This window comes from Kineothrix sp. MSJ-39, from assembly GCF_018917935.1.
In the GTDB taxonomy this organism is placed as follows: domain Bacteria; phylum Bacillota; class Clostridia; order Lachnospirales; family Lachnospiraceae; genus CAG-194.
Window position 1 is genome coordinate 249082 of the sequence record NZ_JAHLPN010000001.1, and the last position, 20490, is coordinate 269571.

Sequence of the window (20490 nt, forward strand, 5' to 3'; positions counted from 1 at the left end):
ACTGCTCATCCTCTATACAAGATCCATCGGATCGATCACAACTTCCATCAGGCTTGCCTTGTCATCCTGCAAAAATGCTTTCAGTTTTTCTTCGATCTGGTCATTTTTCTCTACCAGATAATAAGGCATATCGTAAGCTGCTGCGATCTTGGAAAGATCCGGTGATCCGGTCAGATCTACAACGGAATAATGGTCTTCATACGTAAAATGCTGGTACTGACGCACCATCCCCAGATAATTGTTACGCAGTACAATGACTTTGGAGCGGATTCCGTGCTGACGCATTGTCGCAAGCTCCATCATGGACATCTGGAAGGAACCGTCTCCACAGACTGCAACGACTTCCTTTTCCGGGCACTGATATTTGGCACCCATCGCTGCAGGAATGGAATAGCCCATCGTTCCCATACCACCGGAGGTCAGGAAGTGTCCCTTTTTGACAATATGGTAATTACATGACCAGATCTGGTTCTGTCCGACATCTGCCACGTAAACCGCATCCTCCGGAAGCATCTCTGAGATCGTCCGGATGAAAGCAGCCGGATCCACATATGCCGGGGATGGATTTCTCTTCCGCTGCATCGTTGCTTCATAATAATTCAGCTGTTCTGTCCAGTCTGTGAAATCTCCGGTGATCTCCTGCTCCATCAGGTCTTCAAAGATCGACTTGCAGTCACCGACCAGCGGAATGTGTGGGCCGACGTTCTTACCGATCTCCGCAGGATCCACATCGATATGTACAAGCACTTTGTTGTTAATGATCAGATCCGGCTGATTGACAGCACGGTCTGCCACTCTGGCACCGACCATCAGTAAAAGATCACATTCATTCATGGCTCTGTTGGCATACGGATGTCCGTTATTACCGACCATGCCAAAATACATATCATCCTCTGTCGGCATAACACCGATTCCCATCATCGTGGAAACGACCGGAACCTGATATTTATGTGCAAACTGATATAACACTTCCTTGGCATCACTTAATAACACACCGCCGCCTGCACAGATCAGCGGTCTTTTTGCCTTGGAAAGCTCTTTTGCCACTTTTTTGATCTGTACCATATTGCCCTTTACCGTCGGCTTATAAGTACGGAGTTTTACTTCCTGCGGGTATTTAAACTTGGAAATCGAAGCAAGCTGTACATCGATCGGTACATCGATCAGAACCGGGCCTTTTCTGCCTGTATTTGCGATATGAAAGGCTTCTTTGAAAATACGCGGGATATCTTCCACATCCTTTACCAGATAGCTGTATTTGACAAAGCTCTCCACAGCTCCCGTGATATCCGCCTCCTGGAACACATCACTGCCGATCAGTTCACTGTTTACCTGTCCTGTGATACAAACCATCGGAATGCTGTCCGCAAATGCGGTTGCAATACCGGTGATCAGATTTGTGGCACCGGGACCTGAAGTCACCGCACATACCCCCACCTGACCTGATACACGGGCAAGTCCGCTTGCTGCATGCGCTGCGTTCTGTTCTGTACGCACCAGCACACTTTCAATTTCTGAATCCAGAATGCTGTTATAAAATGGACAGATCGCAACACCCGGATAGCCGAATACTGCTTTTACCCCTTCCATTTCCAGACATTTTACCATTGCATCTGCACCGTTCATGTTCTATCTCCTTTATTCTGCATCTTTTTATAAACTATACTATCAGTCACGCAGTCCCAATACCTGTTTAGCTACCTTGACCGCTTCCGCTGCATCCTTGGAATAGCCGTCTGCACCGATCTCATCCGCATATTCCTGCGTAATGACCGCACCGCCGATCAGAACCTTTGCTGTCACGCCCTGCTCTTTGGCATATTCGATCACGTGCTTCATCTGCTGCATTGTGGTCGTCATCAGGGCAGAAAGTGCGATAATATCCGCATGTTCCTTTTTCGCTGTTTCTATAATGACCTCTTTGGGCACATCTTTTCCGAGATCGATCACACGGAAACCATAGTTTTTCAGCATCAGCGCCACCAGATTTTTCCCGATATCATGGATATCGCCTTCCACTGTCGCAATCACAATAGTTGCCTTCGGCTTACCATCGCTGGCTGCCAGAAGCAGCGGCTGGATATCTTCGATCGCCGTTTTCATGGCTTCTGCACTGGCAATAAGCTGTGGCAGGAAGTAAATCCCTTTATCAAACAGATCACCCACCTCATTGATCGCAGGCAGAAGTGCTTCATTTAAGATCTGCTGTGCTTCATGCTCTTTCAGTGCTGCATGCACCTGATCGATGATCTTTGTCTTATTTCCTTTGAGGACACATTCGTATACTTTCTGGAGCACACTTTTTTCTGCTGCAGGAATCTTCTGTTCCACCGTTCCGGCTGTTCGCTGCTTGCGCTCATTCATAACCTCGATATAGGAAAGATCCGCATCCTGTTTATGTAACAGCAGATCGGATGCCAGCATACAGCTTGTCAAAAGCTCCTGATTCGGATTTGCGATCGCCATGGTCAGACCGTTTGCGATCGCCATGGTCAGAAATGCCGCATTGATATAGCTTCTTTCCGGAAGTCCGAAGGAAATATTGGAAAGGCCACAGATCGTTGCCAATCCCTGCTCCTTACAGTACCGGATCGTTTCCAGTGTTTCCAGTGCCGCATTTTTATTGGCACCGACTGTCGCCACCAGTCCGTCTACCACAATATCTTCTTTTGTAAATCCAAGCTCCAGTGCTCTGTGCAGGATCTTCTGGATGATCTCTTTCTTTTCATCCAGATCCTTTGGAAGCCCCTCATCAGATACCGGAAGCAGGATAAACATTGCTCCGTATTTCTTTGCGATCTGCAGGAGCGGTTCCATCTTTGCACTTTCCATGGAAATGGAGTTGATCAATGCCCTGCCCGGATAATGCCGCAGCACATATTCCTGCACGTCAACATGGGAGGAATCGATACAAAGTGGCAGGCTTGTCTGCATGGAAACATCTTCCATGACCTTCAGAAGCGTTTCCTTTTCATCAATACCGCTCATGCCCATATTGATATCCAGAATGGAAGCTCCGCTTTCCTCCTGCTGGGTCACAAACTCCTCCACCATGGAAAAATCGTTATCGCGGATACACGCCTGAAACTTCTTTTTGCCGGTCGGATTGATCCTTTCGCCGACAATATGGAATCTGTCATCCAGTCCGAATGCCAGTGTTTTCCGTTCACTGGTCAGATAGCGGATCCCTTTATTCTGTACTTCTTCCACCGCCGGCAGTTCCATCGCGCTTGTCTTTTCTACCATGGAACGGATATGGTTGACTGTGGTACCACAACAGCCTCCGAGGAAGGTTGCCCCTGCTTCTACAAGCAGACACATCTCCTTGCCGAAGGTTTCCGCATCCATTTCATAAACTGTTCTGCCCTCGCTGTCCAACTTTGGCAGGCCTGCATTCGGCTTTGCCAGTACAGGGATCTTTGCCACCTGCTTCATCTGCCGGACAACTTCACACATCTGATCCGGCCCTGTCGAGCAGTTCGTTCCAACGACATCTGCGCCAAGTGCCTGTAATACAAGCATGGCTGTCATCGGATCTGTACCGAACAAAGTCTTATTATCGGATTCAAATGTCAGGCTCGCGATCACCGGAAGGGAAGATACTTCCTTTGCTGCGATCAGGGCAGCCCTTGTTTCCTGCAGGCTCATCATCGTTTCTACGACTAAAAGATCCACGCCTGCCTGATCCAATACCCGGATCTGCTCCTTGTAGACATCGATCAGTTCTTCAAAATCCATGTCCCCCATCGGCGTAAGCTGTCTGCCTGTCATCGTAATGTCGCCCGCAACCAGTGCTTTGCCGCCCGCAGCTTGTTTTGCCAGTCTGACAAGTTCTGTATTCATATCGACAAGATGATCTTCCAGTCCGTATTCCGCCAGTTTGATCCTGTTTGCCGTAAATGTCGGTGCATACAGGATATTGGTGCCCGCTTCCACGAAAGCTCTCTGTAATTCTAAGATCGCATCCGGGTGTTCCAGGATCCACTGTTCCGGGCAGACGCCTGTAGGCATGCCTGCCTTCTGCAGGTTCGATCCGGTTGCTCCGTCCAAATAAATGAGTTTGTTTTGATAAAATTCTCTGAATTCCTGTTTTGTCATGATTCAAGTACCGCCAGTAAGTGTTCAAAATAGGGAGGCAATGGTGCATTCACTTCAATGTATTCTCCTGTCCTCGGATGGTGAAATCCAAGGGTCATTGCATGCAGGCACTGCCCTTCACATTTATATTTATCTGATTTTCTGCCATATACCTCATCCCCCAAAAGAGGATGTCCGATAGATGCCATATGAACACGTATCTGGTGTGTTCGTCCTGTTTCCAGTACACACTCCACATACGTGTAATGCTTAAACCGCTGTAAAACCTTATAATGAGTTACCGCAGGCTTACCGTCTGCAGTGATCGCCATTTTTTTACGGTCCTTTTTATCTCTGCCGATCGCGCCTTCGATCGTTCCTTCCTCGTCCTTTAAAACGCCTGTCACGATTGCCCGGTAACGCCTGTTGATCGAATGCTCTTTTAACTGCCTTGCGATCTCATTATGCGCCATGTCATTTTTGCAGATGATGATTGATCCGGTCGTATCCCTGTCGATCCTGTGCACAATACCCGGCCTAAGGACTCCGTTGATCCCGGATAACTCTCCCTTGCAATGGTACATCACCGCATTGACAAGTGTCTGGCTGTAATGCCCCGCCGCCGGATGCACGACCATTCCTTTCGGCTTATCCACCACAAGGACATCTGCATCTTCATATAAGATCGACAGCGGAATGTCTTCCGCGACGATGTCCGGTTCAACTGCCTCTGGAATCTCAAATTCGATCCGGTCGCCTTTCCGCAGTTTATAATTTGGCTTTACGCTTTTCCCGTTTACTATAACCTCGCCGTCCTTCAGTATTTTCTGAAGGAAAGAACGGGTCAGATCCTGCGAATCCGCAAGAAACCGGTCAATGCGCTCTCCTGCCTGATTTTCCGTTATTTCCAGTATCATTTGATCTCATGCACCTTCTTCTGTTTCTGCAGCTGTAAGGAGATAAATTTCAGATCATCCTCTTTGCAGAAAAACAGCACAAAGATAATTAAAATAGCCGTACAGAAGGAAACATACAGATCTGCCACGTTAAAGATTGGGAAATCGATCAGGCTGATATAAAAGAAATCAACCACATAATCCAGTCTGAGTCTGTCGATCATATTACCGATCGCGCCCGCTGCGATAAATGTCAGCAGGATATGCCAGATTCTGTATTTCTTTCCTTCCGGTGTTTTGACCAGTATAAATGCAATGACTGTCAGCATTACGACCGCCGCAAACACGAAGAACAGCTTGCCGTCCTGCAAAATACCGAATGCTGCACCTCTGTTTTCCAGATACTGCAGTTCAAATACGCCCGGCCAGATCTTTATCGCCGGCTGATCCTTCAGATGTGTCACCGCCAGATACTTGGTTCCCTGATCCAGTGCAAGCAGCACCAGGAAACAGCATAGATCCAGCAGCAGTTGTTTCAGTTTCCAGTATTTATTCTTCTTATTCATACTTGTCCTCATCACTTACATAAATTTCATGGATGCCCATACGCAGTTCTTCATCTGTCACTGTATGGTCGATCACCGCTTTTCCAATCTTCTTCAGCAGTACAAATTTGATCTTGCCTGCTTCCATCTTCTTATCACTCTTTGTCAGCTTCAGGATCTCTTCCGGATCCACATCCTCGATCGTGATCGGCAGATTGAACGGAACGAACATATCACGGATCTCATAATATTCATCAAAGGTCAGCATTTCTCTCTTATAGGAAATAAAAGCCGCTGCCACAATACCAAGTGCCACACATTCTCCGTGCAGCAGTTCAAAGTTCTTTGCTTTCTCAACTGCATGCCCGATCGTATGTCCCAGATTCAGGAGTGCTCTGTCTCCCTGCTCGGTCGGATCCTTCTCGACAACCATACGCTTGATATTACAGCAGTTGTAGATCATCAGGCGGATTGTCTCCGGATCCTTGTCATAGATCTCATACAGGCTGTTGATAATCCAGCCATAGAACATACCGTCTTTGATCAGTGCGCTCTTTAGCACCTCACCCATGCCTGCATAGAACTGTCTTTCCGGTAAAGTGGAAAGTGTCTGCAGATTCATATAAACGAGCTTTGGCATATAAAATGCGCCGACCATATTCTTATACTGGGAGAAATCAACACCGGTCTTACCGCCAATGCTGCTGTCTACCTGTGCCAGTAATGTCGTCGGGATCTGGATAAAACGGATGCCACGCAGATAAGTTGCAGCAGCAAACCCTGTCAGATCGCCTACAACACCGCCGCCCAATGCGACAAGCAGATCTTTTCTGTCAAAGTGCTGCTCGATCAGAAAGGTATACAGCTTCTGCACAACCTCCAGATTTTTATTTTCTTCTCCTGCAGGGAATGTGAAGATCTCACATACGCTGCAGATCTTTTCCAGTTCTGCCTTTACAGCCTCTGCATAAAGCGGACCCACATTGGAATCTGTTACAATACAGATCTTATGTGTTTCCAGCTCCAGATCTGCCATTGCTTCCGTCAGATCTGCAAAGGAATCTTCAAATAAAATATTGTAACTGAATTTGCCGTCCTTTGAAACGGGCATACAATTAGATTTTAATTCTGTGATCATTACTTTCTTCCTTCCTCTTTCCTCTCGAAAATCCCGCTACTTCGTAGCGTCGCTGCTTTGCAGCTTTTGATTTTCTCGTTGTACGCTCGGATGAAACCTTCTATAACCTGCTTTGCAGGTTATTGCGCCGTACATTTGCTTCGCAAATATACGACAACGCTTGGTTTCCTTCCTCGCTACAAAAAGAACTTCCTGCCAGATCTGACAGGAAGTTCATTCATTTTCTCAAACTATCTGTTTTTACAGCTCCGGGTTCAGTGACGGTACATCGAATGAGCCAGCTAAGATATCCTGGAAATCACCGGAAATATCTACGCTTGCTGGTGTAATAATGAAGATATAATGAGATATCTTCTGCAGATTACCCTGAATCGCGAAGCAGGAACCTGATGTGAAATCGATGATGCGCTGCGCAACATCTACATCAAGACCTTCTAAATTAAGTACAACCGTACGGTTTGTTAAAAGTGTTTCTGTAATCTCTCTTGCATCTTCTACTGTTGTTGGTTTAATGACACATACTTCCATTCCACTAACCCCTCTTTTCGGCTGTTTCATTGCTGTTACCTTTGGAGACTGCTTTGCTCTCGGCTTTTCTTCCTGATAGTCATCTTCAGGCTCTTCCGTTCTGGCAAAAGGCTTCTTCTTCGGCTTTTCTTCTACATATTCATCTTCCATATCGTAGTCGTCATCATCATAATATTCATCTTCCTGATCGTTTAAGGTCATCTTTTTAATCAATGTATCTAATACAGCCATCTTCTTCTCCTCACACAACTAATTATTTTTCGTATAATCTCTTTCCCCGAAAATGCCGGTCCCTACTCTGACAAAAGTAGCACCCTCTTCGACTGCGACCTCATAATCGCCTGTCATGCCCATAGAAAGAGTATTCATCTTTATATTATCAATGTTTTTATGCTTTATGTCAACAGATAATTGTTTTAATTTAGAGAAATACTGACGATTTTCCTCTGCATTTTCGACATATGGTGCGATCGTCATCAATCCGTTGATCTCAATGCCCGGTAATTTGGCAATTTCTGTCACTAGGGCGATCGTATCTTCCGTCTGTGTGCCAAACTTCGTCGCTTCATTTGCCACATTGACTTCTACCAAGATCTTTACCGTGCAGTTTTTCTTTACTGCCTCTTTACTGATCTCTTCTGCCAGCCTGAGCGAATCCACACTGTGGATCATATATACCTTGTCCACGATATATTTGACTTTATTTCTCTGCAGATGTCCGATCATATGCCAGCGGATATCCTTTGGAAGCTGTTCATATTTATCTACCAGCTCCTGTACTTTATTTTCACCGAAGTCCCTGCATCCGTGCTCATAGATCTCGGAAAGCATCGGAACAGGCTTTGTCTTGCTGACTGCGATCAGCGTTACCTCTTCCCGGCTTCTGCCCGCCTTTGCACAGGCATCATCTATTTTTTTCTGTACAAGATCATAATTTTCCATCAACATATTTCTCTTCCTTTCCCTGCTTACAGATCTCTACTCGTAAATAAAGTCATCCGGATTGACACTGGCTGCGTCCAGTACGATAAAGTCGTATTCGGAAAGACCGTACTGGGTATTGGACTTCACAATAGAATATTCCTCATTGGAATACAGAACCGTGATCGCCGTAAAATCCGCATATCCCTTATTCATATTATAAACACCGACCAGTGATCCCATCTTACTGATGGCATATTTTTCCTGCTGACCTTCCTTGCAGATATAATCGCCGATGTTGAAATCTGTGGTATCCACATAATAGTATTCATCATCTGCCGCATATATGGTCGCATCGATATACTGTGTAGACTGCTTTCCGTTTTCGTCATAGACTTCTTTCAGGAAACCGCCCTTTTTGGAACCGCTTCCCTCTACCTGATAATCCAGTGGGATCATATAAAATTCTTTTTCCACAATCGCACTGTTCGGGATCTTCAACCCCTCTTCCCTGTTATACAGGATCTCCAGATCGATATAACGATCCGCGGCAAACGTGATCATGGAATTGGTAAAATCAAGCTGTACATACGTACCGTCCGCATTTTGCAGGACTGTTACCTTTGCCCAGGAGGTATACTGGTTTTTCAGGAATTTGACATTAACATATTCCTCGGCCTCCAGCTCAGCCGCTCTGGCTGCATCTACCGGGATCACGATCGACCAGTTCTCATTATCCAAAAGCTTGTAGGCTGTGTCTGCCTGTGATACAAGCTGATTGGCTTCCAGCTGCACGGCTGTATATTTGGATTCATCAAAGCAGTCCTTCGTTACCGCGGACGGCTTCAGTGTCTCATAGCCATCAATACCGTAAACGACAACACCACTCTTCGGTGCACAGGAAAATGCGACTGCATCTGTATTGCCCGTCTGGCTCAAATTATTCAGCATATTATAGTTGGACAGCTTCAAAGCTGTGCCCTCCAGCTGATTTTTAAACTGATATACCTTTTCAAAATCCATCTTGGAAAAAGACTTCTGGAATACGATCGCCTGATTGCGGATCTCAGCCAGATCCTGATCAGAAAGAAGTGTTTCCTCTTCCTGAGAAGTGATCATTTCCGCGATTTTGCCGGAACTGTCCAGTGAATACACCAGATCTCCGCAGGCAACATGCTCCCCTTCTTTTGCGAAGAAATTGATATAGCCCGTCCCATTGCAGGATACCGTCGTCTCATCCCTTATGGCGATCCCCTGATATACATTCGGTACGCTTAAAGAACCTCTTGTCACTTCATAGCCGACAATATGCTTATTGTTCATATACAGGATCAGACTGACTACCATATAGATAAACAGAACACCAAATATGATCATTCCGATATTCAGATGTAAAGGGCCTCTCCGATAGTCCCTGATATTACTGATTTTTTTATTCTGTGCCAAGAAAAATTCTCCTCTTTCAGACTCGAAAATCCTGCCGCTATCGCGTCAGCCGTGCTTTGCGCTCTCTGATTTTCTCGTTGTACGTTCGGGCAAAACCAAATACATGCTTCGCATGTGCTTGGTTTTCTTCCTCACTACACAAAAAAGCCTCGGAACTTCCGAGGCTTTGGTTTTCTATAAAGATACGATGATCTTTGATTTTAACGCCTCCGGCAATTCACTCTCATCCATGCTCACGCTCAGGACAAAATCAATGCCGTAATTCTGGCTTATCTTTTCCAACTTTTCAATAACAGGAGTGATGTCCGCACCTTCCAGACATGCGATTTTCAAAAAGCTGTCTAAAAACATCTGTTCCAGATCATGATCCTGTGAAACGATACCACAGATAAAACCTACGAATTCATCGTGATTTGTGATCATATACTGAGAAACATCGATCAGTCTGACTTTATTGTTCAGCTCATACATATGCTTCGTACTCTTATCCAGATATACGATATTGCCTTTCGTTTCCTTTACCTGTAAATTTACTTTCTCTAATAAATGCTTTGTCTTGCCCTTCCCTTTATTACCAACAATTAACTGAACCATATGTAAGCCCTCCTGCCATTTTGATTTCGGTATTTCGTACCTTCTCCGATAAGATCATTATAGTGTATTTGGCTATAAATGACAACCTTTTTATCGGAATCCATACAGCTCTTACCCGGTAATCTTCTGAAGCAATCCGGTCATCTCCTGATAGAGATATTGCCTTTCGCTGCAGTTTAAGATAACGGACACATACTGGTTCCCGGAAGAGTCCTTTGCAAGCAGGATCAGACAGTTTCTGGCTGCTGCAGTCGTCCCTGTTTTTCCGCCGATCACCGTGACACCGTCAGGTGCCTGCGCATCTCCGTTTAAGTACCAGTTTGTAGATGTACAGGAGTACTCTTTCCCATTGCCCTGAGCATCATGATAGATGGTTTCATAGGTCTGCAGATTGATGATCTGTGTAAATTCGCTGTACTGCATGGCTTCCTTAAAGATCAGATACATATCATACGCTGTTACATAATGATCCTCTGCCGTCAGGCCGTGCGGATTGACAAAATGGGAATTGGTCGCACCGATCGCCGCCGCTTCCTTGTTCATCATATCGGAAAAGCCGTCTATGCTGCCACCGACATTTTCCGCAATCAGCACCGCAGCATCATTGGCAGACTGCATAAGCAGTGCATGCAGTGCCTGATCAAGTGTCATCGTATCACCTGTGGAAAGCCCGCAGAGCGTCGCCCCGGATTCATTGATCTTTACATTATCGGATGCGGTCAGCACGGTATCCAGATCTGCATATTTCAGCGCCACAAGCGCCGTCATTACCTTAGTCAGGCTCGCCGGTGCAAGCTGCATATTCTCGTCTTTTCCATAGATGATCCTGTTTTTGCTCAGATCGCATAACACACCGGAAAGTGCCTGGGAAAGATCCACCTCATTTCCGGAAAGCGTCTGCCCGTCGCGCAGGCATAAATCCGCCGCGAAACCGTCTGCTTTATCATCTGCCGTACTTCCTGTCTGTTCGATCCGATATGCGCTTACCGGACTGTCCAGCTCGTATTCCATTGAAACCGCTGCATTGCCGCAGCCGGTCAGCAGAACAGACAGCACCAAAAATGCTGCCAGTCTTTTCTTATTTGTACATCTCACGCCACTCAAGATCTCCTCGATTTAATGATTTAATCAACAGCTCCGCCGTAGCCAGATTCGTAGCCAGCGGAATATTATGCATATCACATAACTTGACAACATTATTGACATCAGGCTCATGCATCTTTGGTGTCAGCGGATCGCGCAGAAAAATGACAAGGTCAATCTGATTGTGCTCGATCTGTGCACCGATCTGTTGTTCTCCCCCGAGATGACCGGCCAGATATTTGTGGACATTCAGATTTGTAACCTCTTCGATCAGGCGTCCTGTCGTTCCTGTTGCATAAAGATCGTTTTTGCTGAGTATACCCCTGTACGCGATGCAGAAATTCTGCATCAGCTTCTTCTTTGCATCATGTGCAATTAATGCAATGTTCATATGTAACCTTCTCTCCTAATTACTGTATTTCCTCACACATTGCAGTCTTACGTTCAATACAAACCCCATACCAATGTAAAGACTGACAAGTGAAGTTAGACCATAACTGACAAATGGGAGCGGAATACCCGTATTAGGTACAATACCGGTCGCAACTCCAATATTCATAAAACTCTGGAAGCCGATCACCGTTGCCATACCCGCAGCGATCAGCACCCCCGCAATATCCTTCGCCTTTCGGGCGATCATCAGACATTCCAGTGTGATCAGAAACAGAAGTCCGACTACCAGACATCCGCCTGCGAATCCCAGTTCTTCCCCGACGATCGCAAAAATAAAATCTGTCTGCGGTTCCGAAATGAAATTGCCGTTCTTTACGGAACTGATCTCGTTATTGTTCAGTCCCTTGCCAAACAGCTCTCCGCTTCCGATCGCCATCTTGGAATTATCCTGCTGGTATCCTTCCGACGTCGAATACTCGGACGGATTCAGCCATGCCAGAATACGTGTCTGCTGATAATCCTTGATCAGCGTCTGATCCGGCTGTAATACCAGTGTCAGGAATATCACAAAAAGCGGAACTGCAATCGCCAGCACGCCGAATATGATCTTATAGCTCAGACCACCCATGAACAAAAGTACACAAAACAAAAGTGCGATCATGATCGTGGTCGAAAGATCAGGCTGCCTGTAGATCAGCAGAAGCGGCGGTGCCAGAAGAACCAGCATGGAAATAATGGTCTTCGGCGAACTGATCGTTTCCTTATGTTTCATAATATACTGTGCATAAAATAAAATCAACAAAATTTTCGCCGTTTCGGATGGCTGGAACCGGATTCCCGCAATGGAAACCCAGCGTTGCGCATTGTTTGACTTTTCTCCGAAAAATTCCACCAAAAGCAGCAAAACAAGATTGCCGATATAGATGATCCAGTAAAAATTCAGAAACGTCGAATAGTCAAACAGCGATATGACTACCATCAGAAACAGTCCCATCACAAATCCGAGGATCTGCTTGCTCTGATAGGAACGATCCGCACTGCCGATCACTAAGATCCCCACTACGGTGATGGCGATCAGCATTATTATTAATTTGAAATCATAATCCCTGACACGGTATTTTTTCAGCATTTTTATCACCAGAATACATTTATTTTTCGTTTGCTCACTTCAATCTCCATCTTCCCCGGATCAATCTGGATATAACGGGATAAAACTTTTGCAATATCCTTCTTTATCATTTCCATCGTTTCCGGTGAACAATTGATTCTGTCTGAAATCAGCAATATCTTCAGTCTGTCCTTCGCTACTTCTTTGGACTTCTTTTTATGAAATAATGATTTGATACGCATTGTCCACCCCTCCTTTACAGTTTCTGAAAAATACCGGTAAAACGAAACCATACCGATTTTTCTTTTTCCAGATCGAGAAGTGGTACTTCCTGCCCCAAAATTCTGTTACTGATATTCATATAGGCTCTTCCGGCTACGGAATTGCCGCAGACAAGCGGTTCTCCATGATTGGTTGATACCACGACCGCCTCATCGTCATATACAGCACCGAGCAGATCCACCGATAAGATATCGACCACGTCTGCCACACTCATCATATCACCACGTTTGATCATATCGTTGCGGAGCCGGTTGACGATCAGATCGATCCTACCTACCTCATACGCATGCAGAAGTCCGATGATCCTGTCCGCATCACGAATGGCAGATACTTCCGGTGTTGTCACCACGATCGCTCTGTCTGCGCCTGCGATCGCATTCTGAAATCCCTGTTCGATCCCCGCCGGGCAGTCCAGAAGTATGTAATCAAACTGTTCCTTCAGCTGTGCGGTCAGTTTTTTCATCTGCTCCGGATTAACCGCTGTTTTATCTCTTGTCTGTGCACAGGGAAGCAGATAAAGTCCGGGATATCTTTTATCCTTGATCAGTGCCTGTTTTACCCTGCAGTTACCTTCCACAACATCAACCAGATTGTAAACGATCCGGTTTTCAAGTCCCATAACGACATCCAGATTCCGAAGCCCGATATCCGTGTCGATCAGGACGACCTTCTTGCCCTGACAGGCAAGTCCTGTTCCAATGTTTGCACATGTCGTTGTTTTTCCGACACCGCCCTTACCAGATGTAATGACAATTACTTCACTCATAGTTTTCCTCCAGCTCATGAAATATTTGTCCCCTGCAGGTCTTTACAGATTCTGCAGTAATTCTTCTGTAAGGTCAAGATCCTCAAAGCAGATCTCGTTCTCTTTTAAATAGGCGATCTGTGGCTTGTCCTTTTTAGACTTACCGAACAGTCCTTTGCTTTTGTATTTTCCTCTGTGCTCGCCGATCCTGACAGATTCCGGTTCCATATGGAGCGCTGCAATAAAATGGGTGTTTCCGTCCACACCTGCATAGGCACTTCCGGAAAGCGTTCCCAGCACGATGATATCTTTTTTGGATACCACGCAGCTTCCTTTTTGGACATCCCCGAGCACGATCAGGCTCTGTTCCGTCTCCAGTATCTTCTTTCCCGACAGGCTTCCGCGGTAAAACTGTGCGAAATCGCCCTGTGCCATTTCCTCCAGGCGTGCCAGCGGACGCTCGAAGCTTTCTTCCTTTTCTTTTTCTACCACACAGACGATATTGACACTGCTTTCCTGTCTGATGGTGTCTAAAATGGCATCTTCCTCTTCCTGCGTATTTTTACGGCCTTCAAAGGTGACTGCCAGTTTGGCTTTTCCGAAAAAGCGTTCGGAATCTTTAAATTTTTCGGAGACTTCCGCCAGAACATCTCCAAAGAGGGCATCTTCCGCAATCACGATTCTGATGCCATTGGGATAGCTCTTGAGTCTGACTATGTCTTTCATGTTTCCACCTCTTTCAGCTTTGTCTGTTTAGTCTCCCGCACTCTGTACCACATTGGTAGATTCTGCAGTACCGGTGATCAGACTGGATTCATCCTCCAGTTTAAAATAGTACTTCACAATATCTTTTGTTACCTGCGCCGCATAATCGGAAGCATATCCGAATGCAATTCTGGTTGCGATCGCAACCTGTGGCTGTTCATATGGTGCATAACATACAAACAGAGCGTGGTTCGCACGTTTCCTGTTTTCCTGCGCCGTACCGGTTTTTCCCGCAACCTGGATCGTCAGATCCTTATAGTAATCTTTATCTTCCACAACCTTTCGCATACCCAGATGAATAGCATCCCAGGTACTCTGCTTCAGATCAACCGTATTCCGCAGTGTCGGCGTATAGTCGGCAAGCAGATTGCCGTCCGCATCTGTCGTTTTGGAAAGCAGGCTCAGGTTATAACAGTTTCCGCTGTTTGCGACTGTTGTCACATACCTTGCCAGTCCAACCGTTGAATAGTTGTTTGTACCCTGTCCGATCGCAGAACGGATTGCATCAAAGTCGGATACCTTTGGTGCACTTTCCGAAATTTCCACGCCGGATTTGTCTGAAAGTCCGAACTGATCTGCATAATAAGCCAGTTTTTCCAGTCCGGTATCGCTATCATAAACGCCGTTGTTACGGCTCAAACGATAACCCACTTCATAAAAGAAATAGTTACAGGAGTGTTCGATCGCTCCCGAAATATCAAGCGGTCCATGAGAACCGTTTGGTGCGATCCAGCATCGCGCCGGCGGACTTAACGTATCCCAGGTTCCTTTACAGGTGATCGTTTCATTCAGTCCCACCACATTATTTTCCAACGCTGTCGCCGCCGATACCATCTTGAAGGTAGAACCCGGTGCAGACAGCTGCTGCGTTGCATAGTTCCACATCGGCTGTGACAGATCATAATAGATCTTATTATAATAATCGGAATCGATCGAATTTGTCAGGCGGTTGTTATCATAGCCCGGATACGTTACAAGGGCAAGCACTTCACCCGTCTGGGTATCCGTTACCACACAGGAACCGGAACACGGATCCAGCGCAAGCTGTGCAGGTGTGATATCCAGATTTTCGATCTTCTCCAGCATAAAGCTGTAGGCGGATTTACTGCCGCTTTGTACTGCCTGCTTTTCTTCGTCTGTGCCATCTATGATATTCTGCTCAAATAAGAGCATACATACCTGTGCACCCGTGATCTGATCATCCAGCAGCATATATTTGTAAAGCCGCTTGTTAAAGTAAGAATCCTTTACCAGATTTTCGTCAATGTAATCGATCAGGCGTGCATAGATCTCTTCGGAATCGGAATACTGGGATTCCAGTGAAAGCTTCGTGATATCGATCCAGCCTTTTGAGATCAGATACGTCAGATATTCCTGCAGACTGATCACTTCGTCCTTTTTCCAGGCAAGATAAGTGCTGTCCTCTTTATCGATCTCATCTGTCATGATCACGCCATTATCTTCCAGCATGGAAACGATCGCAAGCTCATACATCTGATATTCCAGCGAAAGATTATTATAGGTTGTGGCATTGGTCGCAAGCTCTGTATGCAGCATATCCACTACGGAAGCCTGTTTATTTAAAAAAGTCTGATATACTGCCTTTTCCGTATCCTTTGCCGTATCCTTCTGGAAATTACCGGTGTCGATAACGCCATTGTTAAAGAGGGCAAAGTATACATCGTAAATCGGGATCTGCAGCTTACTTGCCGATTCATTTTCGCCGAGTGTAAATTCCTTGATGTTGCGGATCTTGGATACCAGAATACCCGCGATCTTCTGCTCCAGCAGATTATATACCGCCTTCTGCAGATTCATATCGATCGTCAGATAAACATTGTTACCCGCAACCGGTTCTTTCCGGTCACTCGTTTCGATGACCTTACCCATATTATCCACGTAAACCGTTTCGGTTCCTTTGGTACCCTGCAGCGTTGTTTCCATGTACTGCTCAATACCGGATTTACCGACGATATCCGTCAGGGAATATTTCTCATCTTCTTCGGAAAGCTGTGCATATTCATCATCGGAGATCTTACCGATATAACCGATGATATGCGAATAATAGACACTGTCCACATATTTACGGATCGTATCCTCTGTCACGGATACACCATCCAGTACATCCGCATTTTCCATGATCATGGCAACCGTTTCATCCGAAACATCCTTGGCGACGGTTGTTGCGATATATTTCTGATAGCTGTTCAGACTCATGGCATAACGGATTGTTACCATCTGCAGCAGTTTTTCTTTTGTATAACCACTGCCCACGATGAAATCGGATGTTCTGTCATTTGGATCCAGATATTCTCCGATCGCAAACTTCTTCGTACCGGCAAGATAAGAAATCACTTCTTCCGCCGTGGCGGTACGCTCTGCATATTCCAGATCTTCCGTCTTGGATTTTCCGTATATATCTGCCAGAAAACGCAGCAGTGTTTTTCCTTCTACCGTAAATGCATATTGATTGTTTTCATCCAACACAATATCAAAATCATTGATGATCTTGTCATTGTTTTCTTCGATCATATCGATTAGCCGGGAGATTGTTCCGTTCAACTGATCGTTTTTCGTCCTGCCGGACTCGTATACATCTTCTATCGTAACGGAATAAGCCAGTTCGTTATAAGCAAGCAGTTCCCCATTACGGTCATAAATATTACCTCTTGTACTAGCGATCGTACGTTCCTTTCTGATCTTCAGCTTAAAACCGTCCAGGTATTCTTCCCCGTGCACGATCTGAAGAGAAAAGAGGCGATAGATCAAAATGCCTGACAGGCAGGTAAATACAATGATCAGTACAAAGACTCTCGATGTTATCATATTGATCACTGATTCTTTTATCGATTTAAGCAAAACCGTCCTCGCTCCTTTTTTCTGTTCCATCCAGTTTTCCGTTGATCATACGGATCAGCGGATACAGGATCAGTGTTACCAAAACTGTATAGATGATCTCCGGTACTATCACATGCATCAGATAGTGCAGGAAATGGAATCTGCCCCGCAAAAGGAAAAGTAATATGTAGCTGACAAGTCCGTAAGAAAGATCACTGAGTGTGATCAGAAGGATCGGCAGCTTGATATCTTCTTTAAAGAAGATCTGCTTAAAATATCCGTTTGCAAAGCCAAGATACATAAAAATAAGTGCGTAAAAGCATAAAACATTTCCGTAGAAAATATCATATAACAGGCCGGAAAAAAAGCCGACCCAGAGACCACATTTCTGTCCGCACATAAATCCGAAGGTTGCTGTGATGATCACCAGCAGATTCGGTGCGATCCCGCCGAATGCAAGCCACCTGAAAACGGTGGACTGCAGGATAAAACACAGCAGGACTGTTATGACAATAAAAATATTCCGTTTCATCAGTTCTCACCTGCTTCTGTATAAGACGCTTTCTGGTCTGTGATCACAAGAACCTCCTCCAGATGCGCAAAATCAACTGCCGGTGTGATCGTACCGGAGCTTGTCAGATTGTTGGAATCAGACTCGATCTGTGTCACATAGCCGATCAGAATACCCGGAAGGTATTTTGTGCTGATATAGGAGGTTACGACCTTATCGCCTTCCTTGACCGCTGTTTCACCGTTTACAAGCTTGGAGAATGTGATCACACCCTGATCCATCGTCTCCAGATTACCCTGTACGATACAACTGTCTTCTGTGGAAAGCACCATGGCACTGACATTGGAATTGTCATCGATGATCGACATGACCTTTGCCCAGTGATCTCCGACCTCCGTAATGCGGCCGACAAGGCCGCTTCCCGCCATGACATTCATATCCGGCTCCAGCCCGTCCAGACTTCCCTTATTGATCACAAAGGAATGGAACCAGTTACCGGTCTCCTTGGAAACCACGCGGGCACCCACTTTCTGATACTCTGCATATTCTTCATCCAGCTTATATAACTGGCGCAGATTGTTCAGTTCGTATTTGTCCTGCTGCAGAGAATTGTTTTCGATCGTCAGGGCATCCACCTGTGCCTGCAGTGCTTCATTTTCCTGCATGATATCCCGGATGGATTTCAGCTCCTGAGAACGGACGCTCATCCAGGAACCGACCTTACTGATCCCCGACTGAAAAGGCAGGATCACACCGCCCGCAAAGTTGCTGAGCGGAGATGCCAGGAAATCCGTAAAGAAGGTAACTGCCATAAATAAAACACAGACACAAGTCATGATCAGCAATAAGTATTTACTTGGAATCGTAAACTTCTGCCGTTTTCTTCTCATTATTTTCCTCCATTGCCCATTCCTTCGATCGCATAGGCAACTGATTTGTAATTATCATCCTTAATGACACGGGCAAGTCCCAGTGCAACGCTTTCTACCGGATGCTCTGCCACATTGACCTTCAGCCCTGTTCCGCTGGCGATCAGCTGTGCCAGATGGCTGACCTGACAGGCACCGCCCGTCAGATAAATACCCTGTCTGTAAATATCCGCAGCCAGTTCCGGTGGCGTACGCTCCAGAATGACTTTGATATTATCAATGATCGAATTAAAATGCTCTTTTAAGCTGTCCAGTGCAAGATCTGTCGGGATCTCACGCTCGACCGGAAGTCCTGTCACGATATCGCGGCCGTAAACAAGCGCATTCTTTCCTTCCTCTTCCAGAGAAGCCAGAGAAGTTTTCACCTTTTCCGCCGTCTTGCCGCCGATGATCAGGCTGTATTCTTTTCTGACAGCTGCACGGATCGCATCGTCAAATTTCTGTCCGCCGACCTTGATCAGCTTGCTCAGCACGATACCCCCCAGAGAAAGAATGGAGATTTCCGTTGTATCAAAACCGACATCGACGATCAATACACCCTGTGAATTCTTCACGTCGATATCCAGTCCGAGTCCGTCTGCAATAGCCTTTTCCACAACCATAACACGCTTTGCCTTGACATTCGCATTCTTGACAAGATCGTAAAAAGCTCTCTTTTCCACTTCCGTTACATCGGTCGGAACTGCGATATAGTAATCCGCAGGCTTGATACTGCCACCACCCAGATCGGAAATAAAACACTTTACCAGTGTCTGCATATTTTTAATGTCTGCGATCACGCCGTTGCACAGCGGATAGGAAATGTGGATGTTTCCCGGCGCTTTTTCGTACATATCAAACGCCTCATCTCCATAAGCAAACAGGATGTCCTTATTTTCAATCGCGATGATGTTTTTCTGGCAGAAAACCGATTCATCACCTTTTCCGTAAATTTTAATGTTGCAGGTACCAAGATCGATACCGTATGCGCTCGAAGCCATTTATAAAACTCCTTTCTCCTTTAAACTGATATACGTATTATCCCCAATAATAATATGGTCAAGTAACGGAATTTCCATAACCGATGCCGCCTGCCTGAGCCGCTCTGTCAAAAGCAGATCTTCCCTGCTCGGCGTCGGATCTCCGCTCGGATGATTATGCATGATGATCACCGATGTGGCATTACATAAAAGTGCCTGCCGAAATAATTCTCTGGCAGACATAATGGATGAATTAATGTTACCTATAGACAACTCGACATCTTTTATCCTGCTGTCTTTTGTGTCTAAGTAAAGTGCGATACAATGCTCCTTCTCCAGGTGCCTCAGCCGTTCCATATAAGCCTGTGCCACGATCTGCGGATTGCGGAATACCGCATCCTTTTCCACTCTGGCAACTGCCATCCGGCGGGAAAGCTCCGCGATCGCCTTCAGCTTGACTGCCTTGACAAGACCGATCCCTTTCACCTGCATGAGCTGATCGAGCGTCACATGATGCAGTCCTAAAATGCCCTGCCTCTTATCGCAGACCGATAATACTCTGCAGGCCAGTGTCAGGGCATCCTCGCCCCTGGTGCCTGTCCGCAATATGATCGCGATCAGTTCCTCTTCTGTCAGTCCTTCCGCTCCCTGCTGTAAAAACTTATCATAGGGAAGCGATTGTATCGTTCCGTTTTCTTTTGTCTGATACATATTCTGTTTTGCCCCAGACAA

Annotated in this window: 20 protein-coding genes; all 20 read right to left on the reverse strand. The window is 45.9% G+C overall.

Annotation, left to right across the window (positions count from 1 at the left end; genetic code table 11):
* Positions 1-12: 12 nt before the first annotated feature.
* The 20 genes from ilvB to radC all read right to left on the reverse strand — a co-directional run bounded on the left by ilvB (position 13) and on the right by radC (position 20469).
* Positions 13-1626: a biosynthetic-type acetolactate synthase large subunit gene (gene ilvB / locus KQI22_RS01180; protein ID WP_216550247.1), complete on the reverse strand. Its 1614-nt coding sequence runs from the start codon at positions 1624-1626 to the stop codon at positions 13-15.
* A gap of 42 nt (positions 1627-1668) precedes the next feature.
* Entirely contained in the window at positions 1669-4098 is a 2430-nt protein-coding gene (locus tag KQI22_RS01185) for a homocysteine S-methyltransferase family protein (protein WP_216550248.1), read from the reverse strand.
* Positions 4095-4994, reverse strand: a complete 900-nt coding sequence (locus KQI22_RS01190) for an RluA family pseudouridine synthase (RefSeq protein ID WP_216550249.1) — start codon at positions 4992-4994, stop codon at positions 4095-4097. Before KQI22_RS01190 ends, KQI22_RS01185 begins: the two co-directional genes overlap by 4 nt.
* On the reverse strand, positions 4991-5539 hold the full coding sequence (lspA, locus tag KQI22_RS01195; protein ID WP_216550250.1) for a signal peptidase II: 549 nt from the start codon (positions 5537-5539) through the stop codon (positions 4991-4993). Before lspA ends, KQI22_RS01190 begins: the two co-directional genes overlap by 4 nt.
* Positions 5532-6656 carry a 3-dehydroquinate synthase gene (gene aroB / locus KQI22_RS01200; RefSeq protein ID WP_216550251.1) on the reverse strand — a complete coding sequence of 375 codons (1125 nt, stop codon included), beginning with the start codon at positions 6654-6656 and terminating at the stop codon, positions 5532-5534. Before aroB ends, lspA begins: the two co-directional genes overlap by 8 nt.
* Positions 6657-6896: 240 nt before the next feature.
* Positions 6897-7415, reverse strand: a complete 519-nt coding sequence (locus KQI22_RS01205) for a cell division protein SepF (RefSeq protein WP_216550252.1) — start codon at positions 7413-7415, stop codon at positions 6897-6899.
* Positions 7416-7433: 18 nt separating this feature from the next.
* A complete protein-coding gene (locus KQI22_RS01210) occupies positions 7434-8132 on the reverse strand; it encodes a YggS family pyridoxal phosphate-dependent enzyme (RefSeq protein WP_216550253.1) in 699 nt (232 codons plus the stop codon).
* A 30-nt stretch (positions 8133-8162) separates the two neighbouring features.
* Positions 8163-9551, reverse strand: coding sequence for an HlyD family efflux transporter periplasmic adaptor subunit (locus KQI22_RS01215; RefSeq protein ID WP_253293449.1), 1389 nt, complete (start codon positions 9549-9551; stop codon positions 8163-8165).
* Between the two features lie 174 nt (positions 9552-9725).
* Positions 9726-10145 (reverse strand): twitching motility protein PilT, encoded by a 420-nt coding sequence (locus tag KQI22_RS01220; RefSeq protein ID WP_216550254.1) that lies wholly within the window; start codon positions 10143-10145, stop codon positions 9726-9728.
* A gap of 111 nt (positions 10146-10256) precedes the next feature.
* A complete protein-coding gene (locus KQI22_RS01225) occupies positions 10257-11240 on the reverse strand; it encodes a D-alanyl-D-alanine carboxypeptidase family protein (RefSeq protein WP_216550255.1) in 984 nt (327 codons plus the stop codon).
* Positions 11224-11619 carry a methylglyoxal synthase gene (mgsA, locus tag KQI22_RS01230; protein WP_216550256.1) on the reverse strand — a complete coding sequence of 132 codons (396 nt, stop codon included), beginning with the start codon at positions 11617-11619 and terminating at the stop codon, positions 11224-11226. The genes KQI22_RS01225 and mgsA overlap by 17 nt, the downstream gene beginning before the upstream one ends.
* Positions 11620-11634: 15 nt before the next feature.
* A complete protein-coding gene (locus KQI22_RS01235; RefSeq protein ID WP_216550257.1) occupies positions 11635-12750 on the reverse strand; it encodes an FtsW/RodA/SpoVE family cell cycle protein in 1116 nt (371 codons plus the stop codon).
* Between the two features lie 5 nt (positions 12751-12755).
* Positions 12756-12971, reverse strand: a complete 216-nt coding sequence (minE, locus tag KQI22_RS01240) for a cell division topological specificity factor MinE (RefSeq protein WP_022004512.1) — start codon at positions 12969-12971, stop codon at positions 12756-12758.
* Positions 12972-12985: 14 nt separating this feature from the next.
* Complete coding sequence (minD, locus tag KQI22_RS01245; RefSeq protein WP_216550258.1) at positions 12986-13777, reverse strand: septum site-determining protein MinD; 792 nt, start codon at positions 13775-13777, stop codon at positions 12986-12988.
* Between the two features lie 42 nt (positions 13778-13819).
* Positions 13820-14482, reverse strand: coding sequence for a septum site-determining protein MinC (locus tag KQI22_RS01250; RefSeq protein WP_216550259.1), 663 nt, complete (start codon positions 14480-14482; stop codon positions 13820-13822).
* A gap of 27 nt (positions 14483-14509) precedes the next feature.
* Entirely contained in the window at positions 14510-17347 is a 2838-nt protein-coding gene (locus KQI22_RS01255) for a penicillin-binding transpeptidase domain-containing protein (RefSeq protein WP_253293450.1), read from the reverse strand.
* A 25-nt stretch (positions 17348-17372) separates the two neighbouring features.
* Positions 17373-17891, reverse strand: coding sequence for a rod shape-determining protein MreD (mreD, locus tag KQI22_RS01260; protein WP_216550261.1), 519 nt, complete (start codon positions 17889-17891; stop codon positions 17373-17375).
* The gene (gene mreC / locus KQI22_RS01265; RefSeq protein WP_216550262.1) at positions 17891-18760 is read right to left on the reverse strand and encodes a rod shape-determining protein MreC; all 870 of its coding nucleotides are present in this window, start codon (positions 18758-18760) and stop codon (positions 17891-17893) included. Before mreC ends, mreD begins: the two co-directional genes overlap by 1 nt.
* The gene (gene mreB / locus KQI22_RS01270; protein WP_216550263.1) at positions 18760-19779 is read right to left on the reverse strand and encodes a rod shape-determining protein; all 1020 of its coding nucleotides are present in this window, start codon (positions 19777-19779) and stop codon (positions 18760-18762) included. Before mreB ends, mreC begins: the two co-directional genes overlap by 1 nt.
* Positions 19780-20469, reverse strand: coding sequence for a RadC family protein (gene radC / locus KQI22_RS01275; protein WP_216550264.1), 690 nt, complete (start codon positions 20467-20469; stop codon positions 19780-19782).
* Positions 20470-20490: the final 21 nt, after the last annotated feature.